The sequence below is a fragment of the Klebsiella sp. JN_Kp121 genome (assembly GCF_040062145.1).
GTDB lineage: Bacteria > Pseudomonadota > Gammaproteobacteria > Enterobacterales > Enterobacteriaceae > Klebsiella > Klebsiella aerogenes.
On record NZ_JBEAHX010000027.1, the window covers coordinates 54,403 to 72,183 of the forward strand.

A 17,781-nucleotide genomic window follows, 5' to 3' on the forward strand; every position below is an offset into this window, starting at 1 on the left:
TGCTTATTTCTTCCGCTGTCTTTGTACATAAAAAGAACAAAACGGAAAAGCCTGATTTTTCCGCAACTTAGAAAAATCATTATAAATCATGAATATACTCATTAAGTGGTAGGTAAGTTCTAAATTGATTTGTATCAATGAGTGTAGTAGCTGAATCGTTAAGGTAGGCGGTAATAGAAAAGAAATCGAGGCAAAAATGAGCAAAGTCAGAATCGCTATTATCGGTAACGGCATGGTCGGCCATCGCTTTATCGAAGAGCTTCTTGATAAGGCGCCTGCCGGACAATTCGACATTACCGTGTTCTGTGAAGAGCCGCGTATCGCCTATGACCGTGTCCACCTGTCGTCTTACTTCTCCCATCACACTGCGGAAGAGCTGTCGCTGGTACGCGAAGGTTTCTATGAGAAACACGGCGTCAAGGTACTGGTCGGCGAACGCGCGATTACCATCAACCGTCAGGAAAAGGTGATCCACTCCAGCGCTGGCCGTACCGTTTTCTACGACAAGCTGATTATGGCGACTGGCTCATACCCGTGGATCCCGCCCATTAAAGGCGCGGAAACCCAGGATTGCTTCGTCTATCGTACTATTGAAGATCTTAACGCCATCGAATCCTGCGCCCGTCGCAGCAAACGCGGCGCGGTGGTCGGCGGGGGTCTGCTCGGTCTGGAAGCGGCTGGCGCGCTGAAAAATCTCGGCGTGGAAACCCACGTGATCGAGTTCGCGCCGATGCTGATGGCCGAGCAGCTCGACCAGATGGGCGGCGAGCAGCTGAAGCGTAAGATTGAAAGCATGGGTGTGAAAGTTCACACCAGCAAAAACACCAAAGAGATCGTTCAGCAGGGCACCGAGGCACGCAAAACGATGCGCTTCGCCGACGGTAGCGAACTGCAGGTCGATTTCATCGTCTTCTCTACCGGTATCCGTCCGCGCGACAAGCTGGCTACCCAGTGCGGTCTCGCCGTTGCCCAACGCGGCGGCATCATGGTCAACGATAGCTGCCAGACCTCCGATCCGGATATCTACGCTATCGGCGAATGCGCCAGCTGGAATAACCGCGTATACGGTCTTGTCGCCCCGGGCTACAAAATGGCGCAGGTTACCGTTGACCATATCCTCGGCAACGACAATCTGTTCACCGGCGCCGACCTCAGCGCCAAGCTGAAGCTGCTCGGCGTGGACGTTGGCGGTATCGGCGACGCCCACGGGCGCACGCCGGGCGCGCGTAGCTACGTCTATCTCGACGAAAGCAAAGAGGTCTACAAACGGCTCATTGTCAGCGAAGATAACAAAACCCTACTTGGCGCGGTACTGGTCGGCGACACCAGCGATTACGGCAACCTGCTGCAGCTGGTGCTGAATGCCATCGAGCTGCCGGAAAACCCGGATTCGCTGATCCTCCCGGCCCACGCCGGCAGCGGCAAGCCGTCCATCGGCGTGGATAAACTGCCGGACAGCGCGCAGATTTGTTCCTGCTTCGACGTCAGCAAAGGCGACCTGATCGCCGCTATCAATAAAGGCTGCCACACCGTGGCGGCGCTGAAAGCGGAAACCAAAGCCGGAACCGGCTGCGGCGGCTGTATTCCGCTGGTGACGCAGGTGCTCAACGCCGAGCTGGCGAAACAGGGTATCGAAGTGAACAACAATCTGTGTGAGCACTTCGCCTACTCTCGCCAGGAGCTGTTCCACCTGATCCGCGTCGAAGGCATCAAAACCTTCGACGAACTGCTGGAAAAACATGGTCAGGGCTACGGCTGTGAAGTCTGTAAGCCGACCGTCGGTTCCCTGCTGGCCTCCTGCTGGAATGAGTACATCCTCAAACCACAGCACACGCCGCTGCAGGACACCAACGATAACTTCCTCGCCAACATCCAGAAAGATGGCACCTACTCGGTTATCCCGCGCTCCGCAGGCGGCGAAATTACGCCAGAAGGCCTGGTTGCCGTCGGTCGCATCGCGCGCGAATTTAATCTGTATACCAAAATCACCGGCTCCCAGCGTATCGGCCTGTTCGGCGCGCAAAAAGACGACCTGCCGGAAATCTGGCGTCAACTGATTGAAGCCGGCTTCGAAACCGGCCATGCCTACGCCAAAGCGTTACGTATGGCGAAAACCTGCGTCGGCAGTACCTGGTGCCGCTACGGCGTCGGCGATAGCGTCGGCTTCGGCGTAGAACTGGAAAACCGCTATAAAGGTATCCGTACCCCGCACAAAATGAAGTTCGGCGTCTCCGGTTGTACCCGTGAATGCGCGGAAGCCCAGGGTAAAGACGTTGGGATCATCGCCACCGAGAAAGGCTGGAACCTGTACGTGTGCGGTAACGGCGGGATGAAACCACGCCACGCCGATCTGCTGGCCGCGGACCTCGATCGCGATACGCTCATCAAATATCTCGACCGCTTTATGATGTTCTACATCCGCACCGCCGATAAGCTGACCCGTACCGCGCCGTGGCTGGACAACATGGAAGGCGGCATCGACTATCTGCGCAGCGTCATCATCGACGATAAGCTGGGCCTGAACGATCACCTTGAAGAAGAGCTGGCTCGCCTGCGCGCCGCTTTTGCCTGCGAATGGACCGAGACCGTCAATAACCCGGCGGCACAGACGCGCTTCAAACACTTTATCAACAGCGATCAGCGCGACCCGAACGTTCAGGTGGTGCCGGAACGTGACCAGCATCGCCCGGCCACGCCCTATGAGCGCATCCCGGTCACGCTGGTGGAGGAAAACGTATGAGCCAGTGGGTAAACATCTGCAAAATTGACGACATCCTGCCGGCGACCGGCGTCTGTGCGCTGCTGGGGCAACAGCAGGTAGCTATCTTCCGTCCGTACCATGACGACAGAGTGTTCGCCATCAGCAATATCGATCCGTTCTTCAATGCCAGCGTGCTGTCCCGCGGGATTATCGCTGAGCATGACGGCGCGCTGTGGGTTGCCAGCCCGCTGAAAAAGCAGCGCTTCCGCCTCAGCGACGGGCTGTGCATGGAAGATGAGAGCCACTCCATCGCCCACTACGAAGCCCGTGTTAAAGATGGCAAAGTGCAGCTGAAAGCCTGATGCCGCAAGGTTCCCTCCGCGCGGCGGGGGGAACCATATCATCAGCTTATGACCACTAATAAGTAGAGGCGGCAAAATTCATATCTCCGTGATTCCCTCAGCTGCTATGCTACGACCGCACTCCCTTTCCCCCCTTGCCGTGAGGATCTGCCGTGGACCACTTACCTATTTTTTGCCAACTACGCGATCGCGACTGCTTGCTGGTCGGCGGCGGCGATGTCGCTGAACGCAAGGCGCGTCTGTTGCTCGACGCAGGCGCCCGGTTAACGGTGAACTCACGCCAGTTTACTCCGCAGTTTCAGGTGTGGGCCGAGGCGCAAATGCTGACGCTGGCGCAGGGCGATTTCAATCCTGCGCTGCTCGATAACTGCTGGCTGGCGATCGCCGCCACCGACGATGATGTCGTTAATCAGCAGGTCAGCGAGGCCGCTGAATCACGGCGTATTTTCTGCAACGTGGTGGATGCGCCCCGTCAGGCCAGCTTTATCATGCCGTCAATTATCGACCGCTCGCCGCTGATGGTCGCCGTGTCTTCCGGCGGTACCTCCCCGGTGCTGGCGCGCCTGCTGCGTGAAAAGCTCGAATCGCTGCTGCCGCTGCACCTCGGGCAAATCGCCCGCTATGCCGGGCAGTTGCGCTCAAGGGTGAAAAAACAGTTCGCTACCGTCGGCGAGCGCCGCCGCTTCTGGGAAAAGCTGTTTGTTAACGATCGTCTCGCCCAATCGCTGGCGAACGATGATCGTCAGGCCGTTGCCGACACCACGGAACAGTTATTGAATGAGCCGCTGGAACATCGCGGCGAAGTGGTGCTGGTGGGCGCCGGTCCGGGCGATGCCGGGCTGCTCACCCTCAAGGGACTGCAGCAGATCCAGCAGGCCGATGTAGTGGTTTATGACCGACTGGTCTCCGACGACATTATGAACCTGGTGCGCCGTGACGCCGATCGGGTGTTTGTCGGCAAACGTGCAGGCTATCACTGCGTGCCGCAGGAGGAGATTAACCAAATCCTGCTGCGCGAAGCGCAAAGCGGCAAACGTGTTGTACGTCTGAAAGGCGGCGATCCGTTTATTTTTGGCCGCGGCGGCGAAGAGCTGGAGACCCTCTGCGCGGCAGGTATTCCGTTCTCGGTGGTGCCGGGGATCACCGCCGCCTCCGGCTGCTCGGCCTACTCCGGTATTCCGCTCACCCACCGCGATTTCGCCCAGGGCGTACGCCTGATCACCGGCCATCTGAAAACCGGTAGCGATCTCGACTGGCAAAATCTGGCGGTGGAAAAACAGACGCTGGTGTTCTATATGGGGCTAAACCAGGCGCCGGCGATCCGCGAAAAACTGATCGCCCACGGCATGGCGGCGGATATGCCGGCCGCTATCGTCGAAAACGGCACCGCGGTCAACCAGAAGGTCGTCACCGGCACTCTGGATCGGCTGGATATCCTGGCGCAGCAGATGGCCAGCCCGGCGTTAATTATCGTGGGCCGCGTGGTGGCGCTACGCGACAAGCTGAACTGGTTTTCTCACCATTAAGCTAATGTGCTCTGACAAAGACAAAAAAACCGGGATAATCCCGGTTTTTTACCTTCAGTGAGCCTTATTACGGCTTAGCGACAAAGCCAATCGCTTCATATACCGCTTTCAGAGTCTTAGAAGCGTGCGCGCTGGCCTTCTCGGCGCCCTCTTTCATCACCTGATTAAGGAACGCTTCGTCGTTGCGGAAACGGTGATAGCGCTCCTGCAGCTCGGTCAGCATACCGGAAACGGCTTCGGCGACTTCACCTTTCAGATGGCCGTACATTTTACCTTCAAAGTGCTGTTCCAGCTCCGGAATGCTCTGGCCGGTGACGGCGGAGAGGATATCCAGCAGGTTGGAAACGCCCGCTTTGTTTTGCACATCGTAACGGACAACCGGCGGCTCGTCGGAATCGGTCACCGCGCGTTTGATCTTCTTAACTACCGATTTCGGGTCTTCCAGCAGGCCAATGACGTTGTTGCGGTTGTCATCGGACTTGGACATCTTCTTGGTCGGTTCCAGCAGCGACATGACGCGCGCGCCGGACTTAGGAATAAACGGCTCAGGCACTTTAAAGATATCGCCATAGATAGCGTTAAAGCGCTGCGCAACGTCGCGGCTCAGCTCAAGATGCTGTTTCTGATCTTCGCCTACCGGTACCTGGTTGGTCTGGTACAGCAGGATGTCAGCGGCCATCAGTACCGGGTAGTCAAACAGACCAGCGTTGATGTTCTCGGCGTAGCGCGCGGACTTGTCCTTAAACTGGGTCATACGGCTCAGTTCGCCGAAATAGGTGTAGCAGTTGAGCGCCCAGCCCAGCTGTGCGTGTTCCGGCACGTGAGACTGGACGAAAATGGTGCTCTTTTGCGGATCGATACCGCAGGCCAGATACAGCGCCAGCGTATCCAGCGTTGCTTTACGCAGGTTCTGCGGATCCTGACGCACGGTGATCGCGTGCTGGTCAACGATGCAGTAAATACAGTGATAGTCATCCTGCATGTTTACCCATTGACGCAGCGCACCCATATAGTTGCCAATGGTCAATTCACCTGAGGGCTGTGCGCCACTAAAAACGATGGGCTTAGTCATTTTTTAATTCCTGAGTTTCACTGTACGGTAGCCCAAGAGCGGGCAAGAGTTCATTAAATTGGTCAAAGATAAAATCCGGCTCGCTCAGCGCTATCGGCTCGCCGTAGTTATAGCCGTAAGTCAGACCGATAGAGCGGCAACCTGCCGCTTTCGCCGCCTGAATATCATTGCGCGAATCCCCGACGAACAGGAGTTCGGCAGGCGTCAGAGAGAGCTTTTGCGCCACCAGCAGCAGCGGATCCGGATGCGGTTTTTTATTCTGCACATCGTCGCCGCCGATCACCACGCTAAAGTATTTCGCGATATCCAGCGCCTCAAGCAAGGGCGCCACAAACGGTGTCGGTTTGTTGGTGACCAGCGCCAGCGGCAGGCCTTTGGCATGCAGCGCGCCGAGCGTATCGGCCACCGCCGGGAACAAGAAACTACCTTCTTCCGCCGCTTCGGCGTAATAGCGGTCGAACAGTTTACGCAAAACGCGTAGCTGTTCGTCTTGCGGTATATCATGATCGTCGACGGAAGGTTTCCCCATCGCCGCGCGTAACGTGGCGCGCTCCTGGCGAGCCCAGTTCAGCGCCCGCTCCATCAGGACGTCTGCGCCGTTGCCAATCCAGGTCACGACGCGTTCTTCACCTGCCACCGGCAGTTCCAGCGCGTAAAGCGCGCTATCAACGGCGGCGGTTAAACCCGGCGCGCTATCGACCAGCGTACCGTCCAGGTCGAATGCCACGCCGCGGATGGCCTGTAATTTATCCATGACTAACCTTCGCTAATTCACTACGCATTTGATCAATAACTTTTTTGTAGTCCGGCTGGCCGAAGATCGCCGAACCCGCGACAAACATATCCGCACCGGCGGCGGCAATTTCACCAATATTGCTGGCTTTCACGCCGCCATCGACTTCAAGGCGAATGTCGTAGCCGGATTGATCGATAAGCTGACGCACCTGACGCAGTTTTTCAAGGGTGTGTGGAATAAAGGACTGGCCGCCAAAGCCTGGGTTAACCGACATCAGCAGGATCACATCCAGCTTATCCATAACATAATCGAGGTAACTTAGCGGTGTCGCCGGGTTGAATACCAGCCCCGCTTTACAGCCATGCTCTTTGATAAGCTGCAGGCTGCGGTCGACGTGTTCAGAGGCTTCCGGGTGGAAAGTGATAATGCTGGCGCCGGCTTCGGCAAAATCAGGAATGATGCGGTCGACCGGCTTTACCATCAGGTGCACATCGATCGGCGCGGTAATGCCGTAGTTGCGCAGCGACTTCAGTACCATCGGGCCAATCGTCAGATTCGGCACATAGTGGTTGTCCATGACGTCGAAGTGTACGACATCCGCACCCGCCGCCAGTGCCTTAGCGGTATCCTCGCCCAAACGGGCAAAATCAGCCGACAGAATCGAAGGGGCAATCAAATACTGCTTCATCCGCATCTCCTTGAAATTTATTTGGTCTTCGGTGGACGGTACAGCGCTAAGAGCTCGTCCACCTTTTTACGCGTACCACCATTGCTGCTGATGCTGCGCCGAACCTTCACAATATGCGTTTCCGCCGCGTTTTTATACCACTCCTGCGTCAGCGGCGTGCGGTGGTTTGAGATAAGCACCGGGATCCGCTTTTTCATCAACGATTCCGCCTTTTTCGCCAGCAGTACCTGCTGATCAAGGTTGAAGCTGTTGGTGTGGTAGGCGGTAAAATTCGCCGTCGCCGTCAGCGGCGCGTACGGCGGATCGCAATAGACTACCGCCCGGCTATCGGCGCGCTTCATACACTCTTCATAAGATTCGCAGTAAAACTCGGCGTTCTGCGCCTTGGCGGCGAAGTGATAGAGCTCAGCCTCGGGGAAATAGGGCTTTTTGTAGCGGCCAAACGGCACGTTGAACTCGCCGCGCAGGTTGTAGCGGCACAGGCCGTTGTAGCCATGACGATTCAGATACAGGAACAGCACCGCGCGACGCAGGGGATCCTGACTCTGGTTGAATTCATCACGGTACTGGTAGTAGCGCTCTGCGGCGTTATTTTCCGGCGTAAACATCTCACGTGCCGCGCTGACGTATTCGTCGGTGCGCAATTTGACGATGTTATACAGACCGATCAGGTCGCTATTGATATCCGCGAGAATATAACGAGAAAAGTCGGTATTCAGGAATACCGACCCGGCGCCCACGAAGGGCTCAATCAAGCATTCACCTTCCGGCAAATGCTTTTTAATATCGTCAAGCAGGGGGTATTTCCCCCCTGCCCACTTCAGAAAAGCGCGATTCTTTTTCATGCTGCCTAACTAATTACACTTTCTCCGGCTGTGGAGAAATCGCTCCGACAGCATCCTGCGCTTAAGACTACTCGCGGCATTACTTCAGGTCAGCTTGTACCTGGTGCAGCGGTTTTGCCCATGGATTTTTCGCCTGAACATCCGCAGGGAGCGTGGCGACGGCACGTTTCGCTTCATCTTTTGAAGCGTAGATGCCGCTAACCAGCACATACCACGGTTGACCGTTGCGAGTCGTCTCATAGACAACATATTTTTCCAGCTTCTCTTTCTTCGCCCAGTTATTCAGGTTGTTGTAGTTAGAGGAGCTGCTGAGCTGCAACGTATAGTTGCCAGACGGCGCAGACTTCATCGAACCAACATCGCCAGCCGTTTTGCTGCCAGCCGCTGCGGTCGCCGCAGGCGTGGTGGCAGCCGGGGCGGAGGTCGTTGCGGCCGGCGCAGTCGCAGTCGCCGTTGGCGCGGTTGTCGCAGCCGGTTTAGTCTGCGCAGTGGCGACAGGCTTGCTGGCGGTAGCCGCCGGCGCGCTCTCTACGCGCTTAGGTTTGGTTTCAACCGGCGCTTTGGCGGTCACCTGCGGCTTGCTTTGCGGTTTCGGTTCAATCACCACCTGTTTACGCTCGGCAGGACGCGGCGCGGCGGCCGTCTGGCGTTCGGTCGTTTGACGCGGCGCGGCGGCCGTCTGGCGTTCGGTCGTTTGACGCGGCGCGGCGCCATTACGCATCGGCGCAACGGTCGCAGGTTCGGTCGGTAAGGTGGAGTTAGCAACGGCGCTATCCAGTTGACCCTGCTGTTGAGTCAGCGCATTGTTCAGGTCGCCCTGAACTTCCACACGCTGCTGGCCCTGCGGCTCGGAGGCGGGTTGACCCTGAGTCGGACTAGAGGCGATCGGCGGCAGAGAAACGTCCTGCGGCTGTTGCTGGTTGGTGTTGCCCGCAGTTTGATCGACCGGCTGCGCGGCATTGTTGTTCTGGTCAGCGGTCATGCTTTGATCGCCTGACAGATTAACGCTCTTCTCACCAGAAGCGGATTCATTGGAAGAAGATGGCGATTTCAGCGCCGAACCCACGCCGACAATCAGCAGCAGGAGTACCAGCACCCCGACGCCCATCATGACATACTGGCGGGAAGCCGGCTTAGCAGGGGCCTTTTTGCGTTTACGCGGGCGGCGTTCAACCTGCTGCTCTTCTTCTACTTCTTCTTCGGACTCGAGGTCCTCTTCGTACTCTTCTTCATCGCGTTCACGACGGGCTTTGTTCGCGCGCGTCGGACGGCCTTCATCGGCCTCAAGATCGAGATCGTCGAAATTGATCTGCGGATCGGCGTCACGCTCGGAAGACTGACGGGAACGACCAGCACGACGATCGTTGCGATCGGCTTTCATATCGTCTTCTGGTTTGAAATCATCCATTTAACACCCCACTAAAAGGCTTATGCTCACGATTATTGCATGTTGCCCGAAATGATAACGCCGCGCGGACGCGGCTAGACCTTCTTATTGTTGCGCCTGCTGAGTATCAGCAATCGCGCCAAGAACTACATCGTGCGACACTCCGCCGCGGACCTCGCTCTTTCCTATAGCGAGCGGTAATACCAGGCGCATTTCGCCTGCCAGTACCTTTTTATCACGCATCATGTGAGGCAAATACGCTTCGGCAGACATTTCCTGCGGCCCGCGTACCGGCAACCCTGCACGTTGCAACAGCGCAATCATACGCTGCGTATCCTGCGCGCTAAACTGCCCTAAACGCTCGGACGTATGCGCCGCCATGACCATTCCTGCCGCCACAGCTTCGCCATGTAGCCAGTTACCGTAGCCCATTTCAGCTTCGATAGCATGGCCAAATGTATGTCCCAGATTCAGTAAAGCACGTAACCCGGTTTCGCGCTCGTCGGCAGCGACAACTTCGGCTTTTAGCTCACAACAACGGCGAATACAGTACGCCATCGCTGATTCATCCAGCGCCATCAGCGCATCGATGTTGTCTTCAAGCCAGCAGAAGAACTCGCCGTCGAGGATAATGCCGTACTTAATAACCTCAGCCAGGCCGGAGGAGAGCTCACGCTTCGGCAAGGTTTTGAGACAATTAAGGTCGACGACCACGGAAACCGGCTGCCAGAAGGCGCCAATCATATTTTTACCGAGGGGATGGTTTACGGCCGTTTTACCGCCAACCGAAGAGTCCACCTGCGAAAGCAGCGTGGTGGGAACTTGAATAAAACGTACGCCGCGCTGATAGCTCGCAGCGGCAAAACCGGTTAAATCGCCAACCACGCCGCCGCCGAGCGCCACGAGTGTGGTGTCGCGGCCATGTGGTTTTTGCAACAGCGCGGTAAATACCGTATCCATCACCGCCAGGCTTTTATACTGCTCGCCATCCGGCAGGATCACGCTGTCAACGTTGACACCCGCTTGCTCCAGTACGGAGCGAACGGTATCAAGATAAAGCGGCGCCAGCGTTTCATTGGTGACCAGCATGACCTGGTCGCCTGATTTCAGTGGCAGAAAAGAAGCTGGATCGTTAAACAAACCAGCCGCGATGGTAATCGGGTAACTACGTTCCCCGAGAGTTACAGTCAGCTTCTCCATAACGCGACGTCCACCTCAGTTGCTTTACTCTGACGCACTTTATTAAGCCAGAATTAGTTGCTTTCCAGCATATGAATAATCTGGTTTGCAACGACTTTCGCGCTTTGATCGTCGGTGCGGATAGTGACATCGGCGATCTCTTCATACAGTGGATTACGTTCATCTGCCAACGCTTCAAGAACTTCACGTGGCGGCGCATCTACTTGTAATAAAGGACGCTTTTTATCGCGCTGCGTACGAGCAAGTTGTTTTTCGATCGTTGTTTCCAGGTAGACCACCACGCCGCGGGCGGAGAGACGGTTACGCGTTTCACGGGATTTTACTGAGCCGCCGCCAGTGGCGAGTACGATTCCCTGTTTTTCCGTCAACTCATTGATGATTTTTTCTTCACGATCGCGGAAGCCTTCTTCGCCTTCGACATCGAAGACCCAGCCGACGTCTGCGCCAGTGCGTTTCTCAATCTCTTGATCAGAATCGTAAAATTCCATGTTGAGCTGTTGGGCTAACTGGCGCCCAATGGTGCTTTTGCCGGCACCCATAGGCCCAACCAGAAAGATATTGCGTTTCTCTGCCATTTTTTCGGTACTACTAAGACTATTCGTTAATGATAAACCCGCTTCGCAGACACCCAGCGCAGCAGGACATGAACTGAAACCTCATATGCAATAGAGCGAGAGTCAGACTAAAAATTATCTCAATACTCCGGCTGGTTTGGCAACAGAATAAAATCGCCGGACATAAAGGGAGGATTGATGTCGTACCCGACTCTCAAATCGGTACCCCTTGTATGCTAAATCCGTCCCCGCGTCAAACACCTGAAACGTGTTTAGCATGAAAAACCCGCTTAATGTACTGCCAGAATACGCGGCGTGATGAAGACAACCAGTTCACGTCGTTCATTATCTTTACCATCATGGCGAAACAGCTGCCCGAGCAAGGGGATTTCGCCAAGCAACGGCACGCTGTCGCGCGCCGACTTATTCTTTTGCGAAAAAATACCGCCCAGCGCCAGGGTCTCGCCGCTTTTCACCTCGACTAAGGTTTCAATTTCTTGCTTATCAATTGCCAACGCTTCGCCATTCTCCTGCTGCAGTACCTGGCCTGGCGTATTTTCGCTAATGCGCAGCTTCAGGCGCACGCGATCCTGCTGTAGCACCGTCGGCGTCACTTCCATCCCCAGGACCGCCTCTTTAAACTCGACCGAGGTGGCGCCGCTTTCTCCGCTGGAGACCTGATAGGGGATTTCGCTGCCCTGTTTGATACTAGCGGGTTGCATATGCGACGCCAGCAGGCGTGGACTGGCGATGATGTCCACCTGCTGCTTTTGCTCCAGCGCGGAAAGCTCCAGCTCCAGTAATCGCCCGTTGATCCGGCCGATATTAAAGCCGCCGCGGGTGGTTGCATCTGACACCGCCAGGTTGCTACTCAGGTTGGTCATTTTCCCCATCCCCGGCGTACTGCTGGCCTCCGCCAGGCTCCACTTCACGCCAAGCTCACGCAGGCTGGTCGCGCTCATTGACACAATGTGCGCCGCCAGTTCCACCTGCCCGACCGGCAGATCCATCTCTTCAGCCCACGCCTTCAGCGCCGGCAAATGACGATCGTCGTCGCGGATTAGCAGACGATTAGTACGCCGATCGACAGTCATCGTGCCGCGGGCGCTCAACAGCTTGCCCCCGGATTTCGCCAGTTCGTCTGCGTCGGCATAGCGCAGCGGGATACTGTGGTTACGTAATGGCAGATTCTGCCAGCGTCTGGCCTGCTCGGCTTCCTGCTGCGCCCGTTTTGCTTGCTGCCACGCCTGTGTATGGATGTACAACACCGTGCCCTGCCGGGCCATTGTCAGCCCGGCGCTATCGACAACCGACTGGAGCGCCTGTCGCCAGGGAACGCTGTTTAAGTGGAGCGACAATGTACCACTGACCTCCGGCGCCACGATTACATTAAGATTTTGCATTTCCGCCAGGCTTTGCAGTACCTGGACCACCGGTACATCATCGACCACCAGCGACACCGGCGGTTCTTTTTTCGTCGCCGCGGCCAGCAACGGCAACAGCAGAAGTAGCAACGGGCTTATCCTTCGCATCATGTTGGCTTCCCTTACGTGACCAGACCCAGCGTGCGGGTTCACACCCGGCGCTGGCCTCCAGAGTTAATGTTTCTACCGTTAGCTGTCGAATTCGCCAGCCGCCAGGCAAAACGTCGTTGCGTCGTACACGCCGCCACTGACCGGTGTGATCCTGAATAAGAGCCAGCCACAGCGCCGGGTGGCCAGTTCCGCCGCCGTAGCGCCACTGTGTCAGTTGTGTGGTCTGGCAGCGATCCTCGACGGGTAAAAAAGGATCCCGCGCCCCTGTCAGCAGAGGACAAACCAACAGCAGCATGTATCCTTTATGTTTCATCGTCCCTCTCCAGCTGCAGCGACAACTGCAACGCTCCTTTTTCGGCATTCAATGAAAAAGCGCCTGGGTGTACCCCGCAATCGGCAAGCCAGGCAAACAGCGGTGGCACCGCCTGCCAGTCAACCACAGCAAGCATTTCGCCACCGCGCCCCCTCGGTTGCCAGGCCTGTAAGGCGACGCCGGCGACAGGCGGCTCCAGCGGCGAAAAATGCCGGGCCGTCCAACTATGGACTACCCGTTGCTGCAGCGTGGCGCGCAGCGGCAATATTCGCCGCCATTGCGCCTGTAGCGGCACATTCGAGGGCTGTGAAACGCTGACAGCAGCAAGCGAAAACGCCAGACATATTGCCGCAGCCAACACTGCGCCGCAGAGTAACGTCAACGACCACCCACGCAGCGCCAGCAGGCGTTCAATCGCTACCCGCATCGGTGGTTTCTCCTGCAAGGAAAAAGCTGAATGACCAGCGCCCCTGTGCATCACGCCGCGTCGCCCCTGGCGTAACCGGTTGAAAATCCTCCAGCTTGCTGAGCGCTTTTTCCAGCGCCGCCACCGCCTTGAGGTTCAGCGCCAGGCCGTTGAGGGTGATTCCCTGCGGCTGGTAGTCCAGCCTGGTCAGCCACAGCGGCTCCGGCAATAGTGCAGCCAGCGATAACAGTCGCGGCTGCCAGGCATGCGTCGCCGCCCGCCGCTGCGCTCGCCGTGCCTGCCGCTCACCGCGCTGTATTTCCTCACGCATCTCCCGCTCGCGTTGCAACAGCGCGGAATAAAGCAGATTGTCGGCCTGGGTGCGCATTACCTGCTGCGCCACATCCATCTGACGTAACGTGCGCGTCGCTATCGTCAGAGTGGCGATGCTTAGCGCCATCGCCGCCGCCAGCAGCCCGCCCAGGCGCAAGCGTTGCCGCCGTCGCGTCTCGCGCCACGGCAGAAGATTAATCTGCTGCGCCATGATTATTTACCTCCCAGCGCCAAACCAAGCGCGATAGCAAAGCGATCGCCGCAGGCGGGAAGCGGCGGCTGCAGGCGGTGGATCGCGCTCCAGCAATCGAAGCTATTTTCCGCCAACGGCAGGCTGCTACAGAGCTGGAACTGTTCATCATTGAGGCGCGAGGTTAAGTGCGAGAAAGAGGGGGCTTCAGCGCAAGGACAATAGCCCCAGCGCTCCTGGGTCGCCCATAACCACTGCGCGTCCCCCTGCCAGACCAGGCCCTGAGTCTCGTCAGTAAGCCAGGGAAAAAAAGAAGTGAGAGCAGCCGCATCCGGTACGATAGCCGCCAGGCGCAGCTTAAGCCGCCGCGCCAGCTGACGCAGGGCGTCGATATCCAAACGCTGAGCCGCCGTCGCCTGCCAGCCATCGTTTGCCGCGCGGGCGGCGTAATCGATACACAGCGAAGAGGCAGGCATTTCCAGCTGACGCGCCATCGTGCCCGCTATCCATGTCGCTCTTTCGCTTTCCCGCAGCGACACCTGTGGCGCGGGCAACTGCTTTTGCAGCGTACGGCTGGCAGGAAGCGCAATGCACACCTGATGCTGTAACGGCAGCTCGCGGCGCCATTCACGTAACCGCTTCACCATCTCATTAAGGTCAACGATGCTGCCCTGCGCCACCAGGCCGGGCGGTAGCGGAATTCGCCACCAGCGACGCAAAGCCCAGCGCCCGCGTTCGTACAACAGCGCCACGATGGCGACGCTATCCTGTTGAATGTGAATTCCTATACGCCAATTTCTGAAAGTCATGCTTAGATCTCCTTATCCGCGATTGCGATTCAAGGAGCAGCCTGGATATACCATGTGGCGAAATGGGGGCTTTTAGCGTCGATCGACACGCCGCCCGGAAAGCATAGCGCCAGCAAGCCGCCCCGTAGGGGTATATCAATGCTCCTGGCTTGCCTTTATACTACCGCGCGTTTGTTTATAAACTGCCCAAATAAAACTAAATGGGAATTCTCCGGTGAAGTTCGTAAAGTATCTTTTTATCCTTGCAGTTTGTTGCGTTCTGCTGGGAGCAGGCTCGATTTATGGCCTCTACAAATTTATAGAGCCGCAACTCCCCGATGTCGCGACCTTAAAGGATGTGCGCTTGCAGATCCCGATGCAGGTGTATAGCGCGGACGGCGAGCTTATTGCGCAATATGGCGAAAAGCGCCGCATCCCCGTCACTCTGCAGCAGATGCCGCCGGAGCTGATAAAAGCGTTTATCGCGACTGAAGATAGCCGCTTCTATGAGCATCATGGCGTCGATCCGGTGGGGATTTTCCGCGCCGCCAGCGTGGCGATGTTCTCAGGCCATGCCTCGCAGGGCGCCAGTACCATCACTCAGCAGCTCGCACGTAACTTTTTCCTCAGTCCGGAAAAAACGATAACGCGTAAGATCAAAGAAGTTTTCCTCGCAATCCGCATCGAACAGCTGCTGAATAAAGACGAAATTCTCGATCTTTACCTCAACAAAATTTACCTCGGCTACCGTGCCTATGGCGTCGGCGCCGCCGCGCAGGTTTACTTCGGTAAATCAGTCGATCAGCTGACGCTGAGCGAAATGGCGGTTATCGCCGGTCTGCCGAAAGCGCCTTCCACCTTTAACCCGCTCTATTCGCTGGACCGCGCGACCGCGCGTCGCAACGTGGTGCTGTCGCGAATGTTAAGCGAAGGCTATATCACTCAGGCACAGTACGATCAGGCGCGCAGCGAAGCGATTGACGCCAGCTACCATACGCCGGAAATCGCCTTCTCCGCCCCGTATCTGAGCGAAATGGTGCGTCAGGAGATGGTCAACCGCTACGGCGAGCAGGCCTACGAAGACGGCTATCGCGTCTACACCACCATCACGCGTAAAAACCAGCAGGCCGCCCAGCAGTCGGTGCGTAAAAACGTGCTCGATTACGACATGCGCCACGGCTATCGTGGCCCGGCCAATGTGCTGTGGAAAGTTGGCGAGACCCCGTGGGATAACAAAAAAATCCTCGATACGCTGAAAAAACTGCCGGGCGTCGGCCCGCTGGCCCCGGCGGTAGTCACCTCCGCGAACCCGCAGGAAGCGGTCGCGTTGCTGGGCAACGGCACGTCGGTGGCATTAACGATGGATGGCGTCCGTTGGGCGCGTCGCTACGTTTCCGATACGCAACAAGGCTCGACGCCGCGCAAAGTGACCGACGTCATTCAGACCGGGCAGCAAATTTGGGTGCGCAAAGAGGGCGACAAATGGTGGCTGTCGCAGGTGCCGGAAGTAAACTCCGCGCTGGTATCTATCAACCCGCAAAATGGCGCGATTATCGCTCTGGTCGGCGGCTTTGACTTCAATCAGAGTAAGTTCAACCGCGCTACCCAGGCGCTGCGTCAGGTTGGCTCCAATATCAAGCCGTTCCTTTATACCGCGGCGATGGACAAAGGCTTAACCCTCGCCAGTATGCTTAACGATGTGCCGATCTCCCGCTGGGATGCCGGCGCGGGCTCCGACTGGCGGCCGAAAAACTCGCCGCCGCAGTACGCCGGCCCTATTCGTCTGCGTCAGGGATTAGGCCAGTCGAAGAACGTGGTGATGGTGCGCGCGATGCGCGCAATGGGCGTCGATTATGCGGCAGAGTATCTGCAGCGTTTCGGCTTCCCGGCGCAGAACATCGTCCATACCGAATCACTGGCGCTGGGTTCCGCTTCCTTTACCCCGCTACAGGTCGCCCGCGGCTATTCGGTAATGGCCAACGGCGGCTTCCTGATTAATCCGTACTTTATTAGCAAGATTGAGAACGATCAGGGCGGCGTGCTGTTTGAAGAGCGGCCTAAGATCGCCTGTCCGCAGTGTAATTCGCCGGTGATCTACGGCGATACGCCGAAATCCAATGTGCTGGAAAACCAGGATGTTGAAGAGGTCGCCACCTCTCAGGAGCCGCAAAACGGCGACGTTCCGCCGCAGCCGCAGCTTGAGCAGGCTAATCAGTCGCTGGTCGCGCAAAGCGGCGCGCCGGAGTATGCCCCGCATGTCATCAACACGCCGTTGGCCTTCCTGATTAAGAGCGCGCTGAATACCAATATTTTCGGCGAACCGGGCTGGATGGGCACCGGCTGGCGTGCGGGCCGCGACCTGCAGCGTCATGATATCGGCGGCAAAACCGGTACCACCAACAGCTCAAAAGACGCGTGGTTCTCCGGCTACGGTCCTGGCGTCGTGACGTCGGTGTGGATCGGCTTCGATGACCACCGCCGCGATTTGGGCCGTACCACCGCTTCCGGCGCGATTAAAGATCAGATTTCGGGTTATGAAGGCGGCGCTAAAAGCGCCCAACCGGCCTGGGATGATTTTATGAAACGGGTACTGGAAGGCGTGCCGGAAGAGCCGTTAACGCCGCCGCCGGGTATTGTGACGGTGAATATCGACCGCAGCACAGGTCAACTGGCTAACGGCGGCAACAGCCGCGCCGAGTACTTCATCGAGGGCACGCAGCCTACCCATCAGGCGGTGCGCGAAGTTGGCACCACCATTACCGATAGCGGTGGCGAAACCCACGAGTTGTTCTAATGCAAGCCACCTTCTAAAAGGTGGCCTGAGAGCAGCAAAAAAACCACCGAAATGAACTGCACCCAAAAAGTTGGATACCCAACGAAGTAAGGTGCAGTTTTTTTATTGCTGACAAAGAATACATTGGCTTTTTTGCCGGATGGCGGCTGCGCCTTATCCGGCCTACCGTTCGTGCGACCAGCCTTTAATTTCTTCACCACGCTGGATGAAACTGCCGGTGCTGATAGCCTCAAAATCGCTGAGACGTTCCCGGAAGGCCGGGGCAGCCCGCATGGATGCGGGCTGAGGGCCGTGATTTGCAGGGACTCTGCCTCGGCCCGACCCGAAGCCTGCCGGGATAAGTCGAAGGAA

Annotated in this window: 16 protein-coding genes; 4 read left to right on the forward strand and 12 right to left on the reverse strand. The window is 57.2% G+C overall.

The annotated features are described in order from the left end of the window. Positions 1–196 precede the first annotated feature (196 nt). The 3 genes from nirB to cysG all read left to right on the forward strand — a co-directional run bounded on the left by nirB (position 197) and on the right by cysG (position 4,589). Positions 197–2,740: a nitrite reductase large subunit NirB gene (nirB, locus tag ABLU86_RS18800; RefSeq protein ID WP_015369394.1), complete on the forward strand. Its 2,544-nt coding sequence runs from the start codon at positions 197–199 to the stop codon at positions 2,738–2,740. Next, positions 2,737–3,063, forward strand: coding sequence for a nitrite reductase small subunit NirD (gene nirD, locus ABLU86_RS18805; RefSeq protein ID WP_015369393.1), 327 nt, complete (start codon positions 2,737–2,739; stop codon positions 3,061–3,063). Before nirB ends, nirD begins: the two co-directional genes overlap by 4 nt. A gap of 152 nt (positions 3,064–3,215) precedes the next feature. Then, positions 3,216–4,589 (forward strand): siroheme synthase CysG, encoded by a 1,374-nt coding sequence (gene cysG / locus ABLU86_RS18810; protein ID WP_348796414.1) that lies wholly within the window; start codon positions 3,216–3,218, stop codon positions 4,587–4,589. Between the two features lie 67 nt (positions 4,590–4,656). On the opposite strand, the gene trpS is transcribed toward cysG, so the two are convergent. The 12 genes from trpS to pilM all read right to left on the reverse strand — a co-directional run bounded on the left by trpS (position 4,657) and on the right by pilM (position 14,657). Next, a complete protein-coding gene (trpS, locus tag ABLU86_RS18815; RefSeq protein WP_015369391.1) occupies positions 4,657–5,661 on the reverse strand; it encodes a tryptophan--tRNA ligase in 1,005 nt (334 codons plus the stop codon). After that, complete coding sequence (gph, locus tag ABLU86_RS18820) at positions 5,654–6,415, reverse strand: phosphoglycolate phosphatase (protein WP_032709270.1); 762 nt, start codon at positions 6,413–6,415, stop codon at positions 5,654–5,656. Before gph ends, trpS begins: the two co-directional genes overlap by 8 nt. Continuing rightward, the gene (gene rpe / locus ABLU86_RS18825) at positions 6,408–7,085 is read right to left on the reverse strand and encodes a ribulose-phosphate 3-epimerase (protein ID WP_015369389.1); all 678 of its coding nucleotides are present in this window, start codon (positions 7,083–7,085) and stop codon (positions 6,408–6,410) included. Before rpe ends, gph begins: the two co-directional genes overlap by 8 nt. 17 nt (positions 7,086–7,102) lie before the next feature. Further along, positions 7,103–7,930 carry an adenine-specific DNA-methyltransferase gene (gene dam / locus ABLU86_RS18830; protein WP_015369388.1) on the reverse strand — a complete coding sequence of 276 codons (828 nt, stop codon included), beginning with the start codon at positions 7,928–7,930 and terminating at the stop codon, positions 7,103–7,105. Between the two features lie 79 nt (positions 7,931–8,009). Continuing rightward, positions 8,010–9,338, reverse strand: a complete 1,329-nt coding sequence (damX, locus tag ABLU86_RS18835) for a cell division protein DamX (protein WP_348796415.1) — start codon at positions 9,336–9,338, stop codon at positions 8,010–8,012. Between the two features lie 84 nt (positions 9,339–9,422). Further along, the gene (aroB, locus tag ABLU86_RS18840; protein ID WP_015369386.1) at positions 9,423–10,517 is read right to left on the reverse strand and encodes a 3-dehydroquinate synthase; all 1,095 of its coding nucleotides are present in this window, start codon (positions 10,515–10,517) and stop codon (positions 9,423–9,425) included. Between the two features lie 53 nt (positions 10,518–10,570). After that, a complete protein-coding gene (gene aroK, locus ABLU86_RS18845) occupies positions 10,571–11,092 on the reverse strand; it encodes a shikimate kinase AroK (protein ID WP_002920267.1) in 522 nt (173 codons plus the stop codon). Positions 11,093–11,361: 269 nt separating this feature from the next. Further along, the gene (hofQ, locus tag ABLU86_RS18850; RefSeq protein WP_047054560.1) at positions 11,362–12,606 is read right to left on the reverse strand and encodes a DNA uptake porin HofQ; all 1,245 of its coding nucleotides are present in this window, start codon (positions 12,604–12,606) and stop codon (positions 11,362–11,364) included. Further along, positions 12,512–12,919 (reverse strand): HofP DNA utilization family protein, encoded by a 408-nt coding sequence (locus tag ABLU86_RS18855; RefSeq protein WP_348796416.1) that lies wholly within the window; start codon positions 12,917–12,919, stop codon positions 12,512–12,514. Before ABLU86_RS18855 ends, hofQ begins: the two co-directional genes overlap by 95 nt. Beyond that, positions 12,909–13,346, reverse strand: a complete 438-nt coding sequence (locus ABLU86_RS18860; protein ID WP_015369384.1) for a hypothetical protein — start codon at positions 13,344–13,346, stop codon at positions 12,909–12,911. The genes ABLU86_RS18855 and ABLU86_RS18860 overlap by 11 nt, the downstream gene beginning before the upstream one ends. After that, on the reverse strand, positions 13,330–13,869 hold the full coding sequence (locus ABLU86_RS18865) for a PilN domain-containing protein (RefSeq protein WP_015369383.1): 540 nt from the start codon (positions 13,867–13,869) through the stop codon (positions 13,330–13,332). Before ABLU86_RS18865 ends, ABLU86_RS18860 begins: the two co-directional genes overlap by 17 nt. A gap of 2 nt (positions 13,870–13,871) precedes the next feature. Continuing rightward, entirely contained in the window at positions 13,872–14,657 is a 786-nt protein-coding gene (pilM, locus tag ABLU86_RS18870; RefSeq protein ID WP_015369382.1) for a pilus assembly protein PilM, read from the reverse strand. A 214-nt stretch (positions 14,658–14,871) separates the two neighbouring features. On the opposite strand from pilM, the gene mrcA reads away from it, so the two are divergent. After that, on the forward strand, positions 14,872–17,430 hold the full coding sequence (gene mrcA / locus ABLU86_RS18875) for a peptidoglycan glycosyltransferase/peptidoglycan DD-transpeptidase MrcA (RefSeq protein WP_032707309.1): 2,559 nt from the start codon (positions 14,872–14,874) through the stop codon (positions 17,428–17,430). Positions 17,431–17,781 lie beyond the last annotated feature (351 nt).

Bases quoted from the DNA above. Each gene is read 5' to 3' on its own strand.
- nirB (WP_015369394.1), top strand. From the start codon at position 197: ATGAGCAAAGTCAGAATCGCTATTATCGGTAACGGCATGGTCGGCCAT.
- nirD (WP_015369393.1), top strand. From the start codon at position 2,737: ATGAGCCAGTGGGTAAACATCTGCAAAATTGACGACATCCTGCCGGCG.
- trpS (WP_015369391.1), bottom strand. From the start codon at position 5,661: ATGACTAAGCCCATCGTTTTTAGTGGCGCACAGCCCTCAGGTGAATTG.
- gph (WP_032709270.1), bottom strand. From the start codon at position 6,415: ATGGATAAATTACAGGCCATCCGCGGCGTGGCATTCGACCTGGACGGT.
- rpe (WP_015369389.1), bottom strand. From the start codon at position 7,085: ATGAAGCAGTATTTGATTGCCCCTTCGATTCTGTCGGCTGATTTTGCC.
- dam (WP_015369388.1), bottom strand. From the start codon at position 7,930: ATGAAAAAGAATCGCGCTTTTCTGAAGTGGGCAGGGGGGAAATACCCC.
- damX (WP_348796415.1), bottom strand. From the start codon at position 9,338: ATGGATGATTTCAAACCAGAAGACGATATGAAAGCCGATCGCAACGAT.
- aroB (WP_015369386.1), bottom strand. From the start codon at position 10,517: ATGGAGAAGCTGACTGTAACTCTCGGGGAACGTAGTTACCCGATTACC.
- aroK (WP_002920267.1), bottom strand. From the start codon at position 11,092: ATGGCAGAGAAACGCAATATCTTTCTGGTTGGGCCTATGGGTGCCGGC.
- hofQ (WP_047054560.1), bottom strand. From the start codon at position 12,606: ATGATGCGAAGGATAAGCCCGTTGCTACTTCTGCTGTTGCCGTTGCTG.
- ABLU86_RS18855 (WP_348796416.1), bottom strand. From the start codon at position 12,919: ATGAAACATAAAGGATACATGCTGCTGTTGGTTTGTCCTCTGCTGACA.
- ABLU86_RS18860 (WP_015369384.1), bottom strand. From the start codon at position 13,346: ATGCGGGTAGCGATTGAACGCCTGCTGGCGCTGCGTGGGTGGTCGTTG.
- ABLU86_RS18865 (WP_015369383.1), bottom strand. From the start codon at position 13,869: ATGGCGCAGCAGATTAATCTTCTGCCGTGGCGCGAGACGCGACGGCGG.
- pilM (WP_015369382.1), bottom strand. From the start codon at position 14,657: ATGACTTTCAGAAATTGGCGTATAGGAATTCACATTCAACAGGATAGC.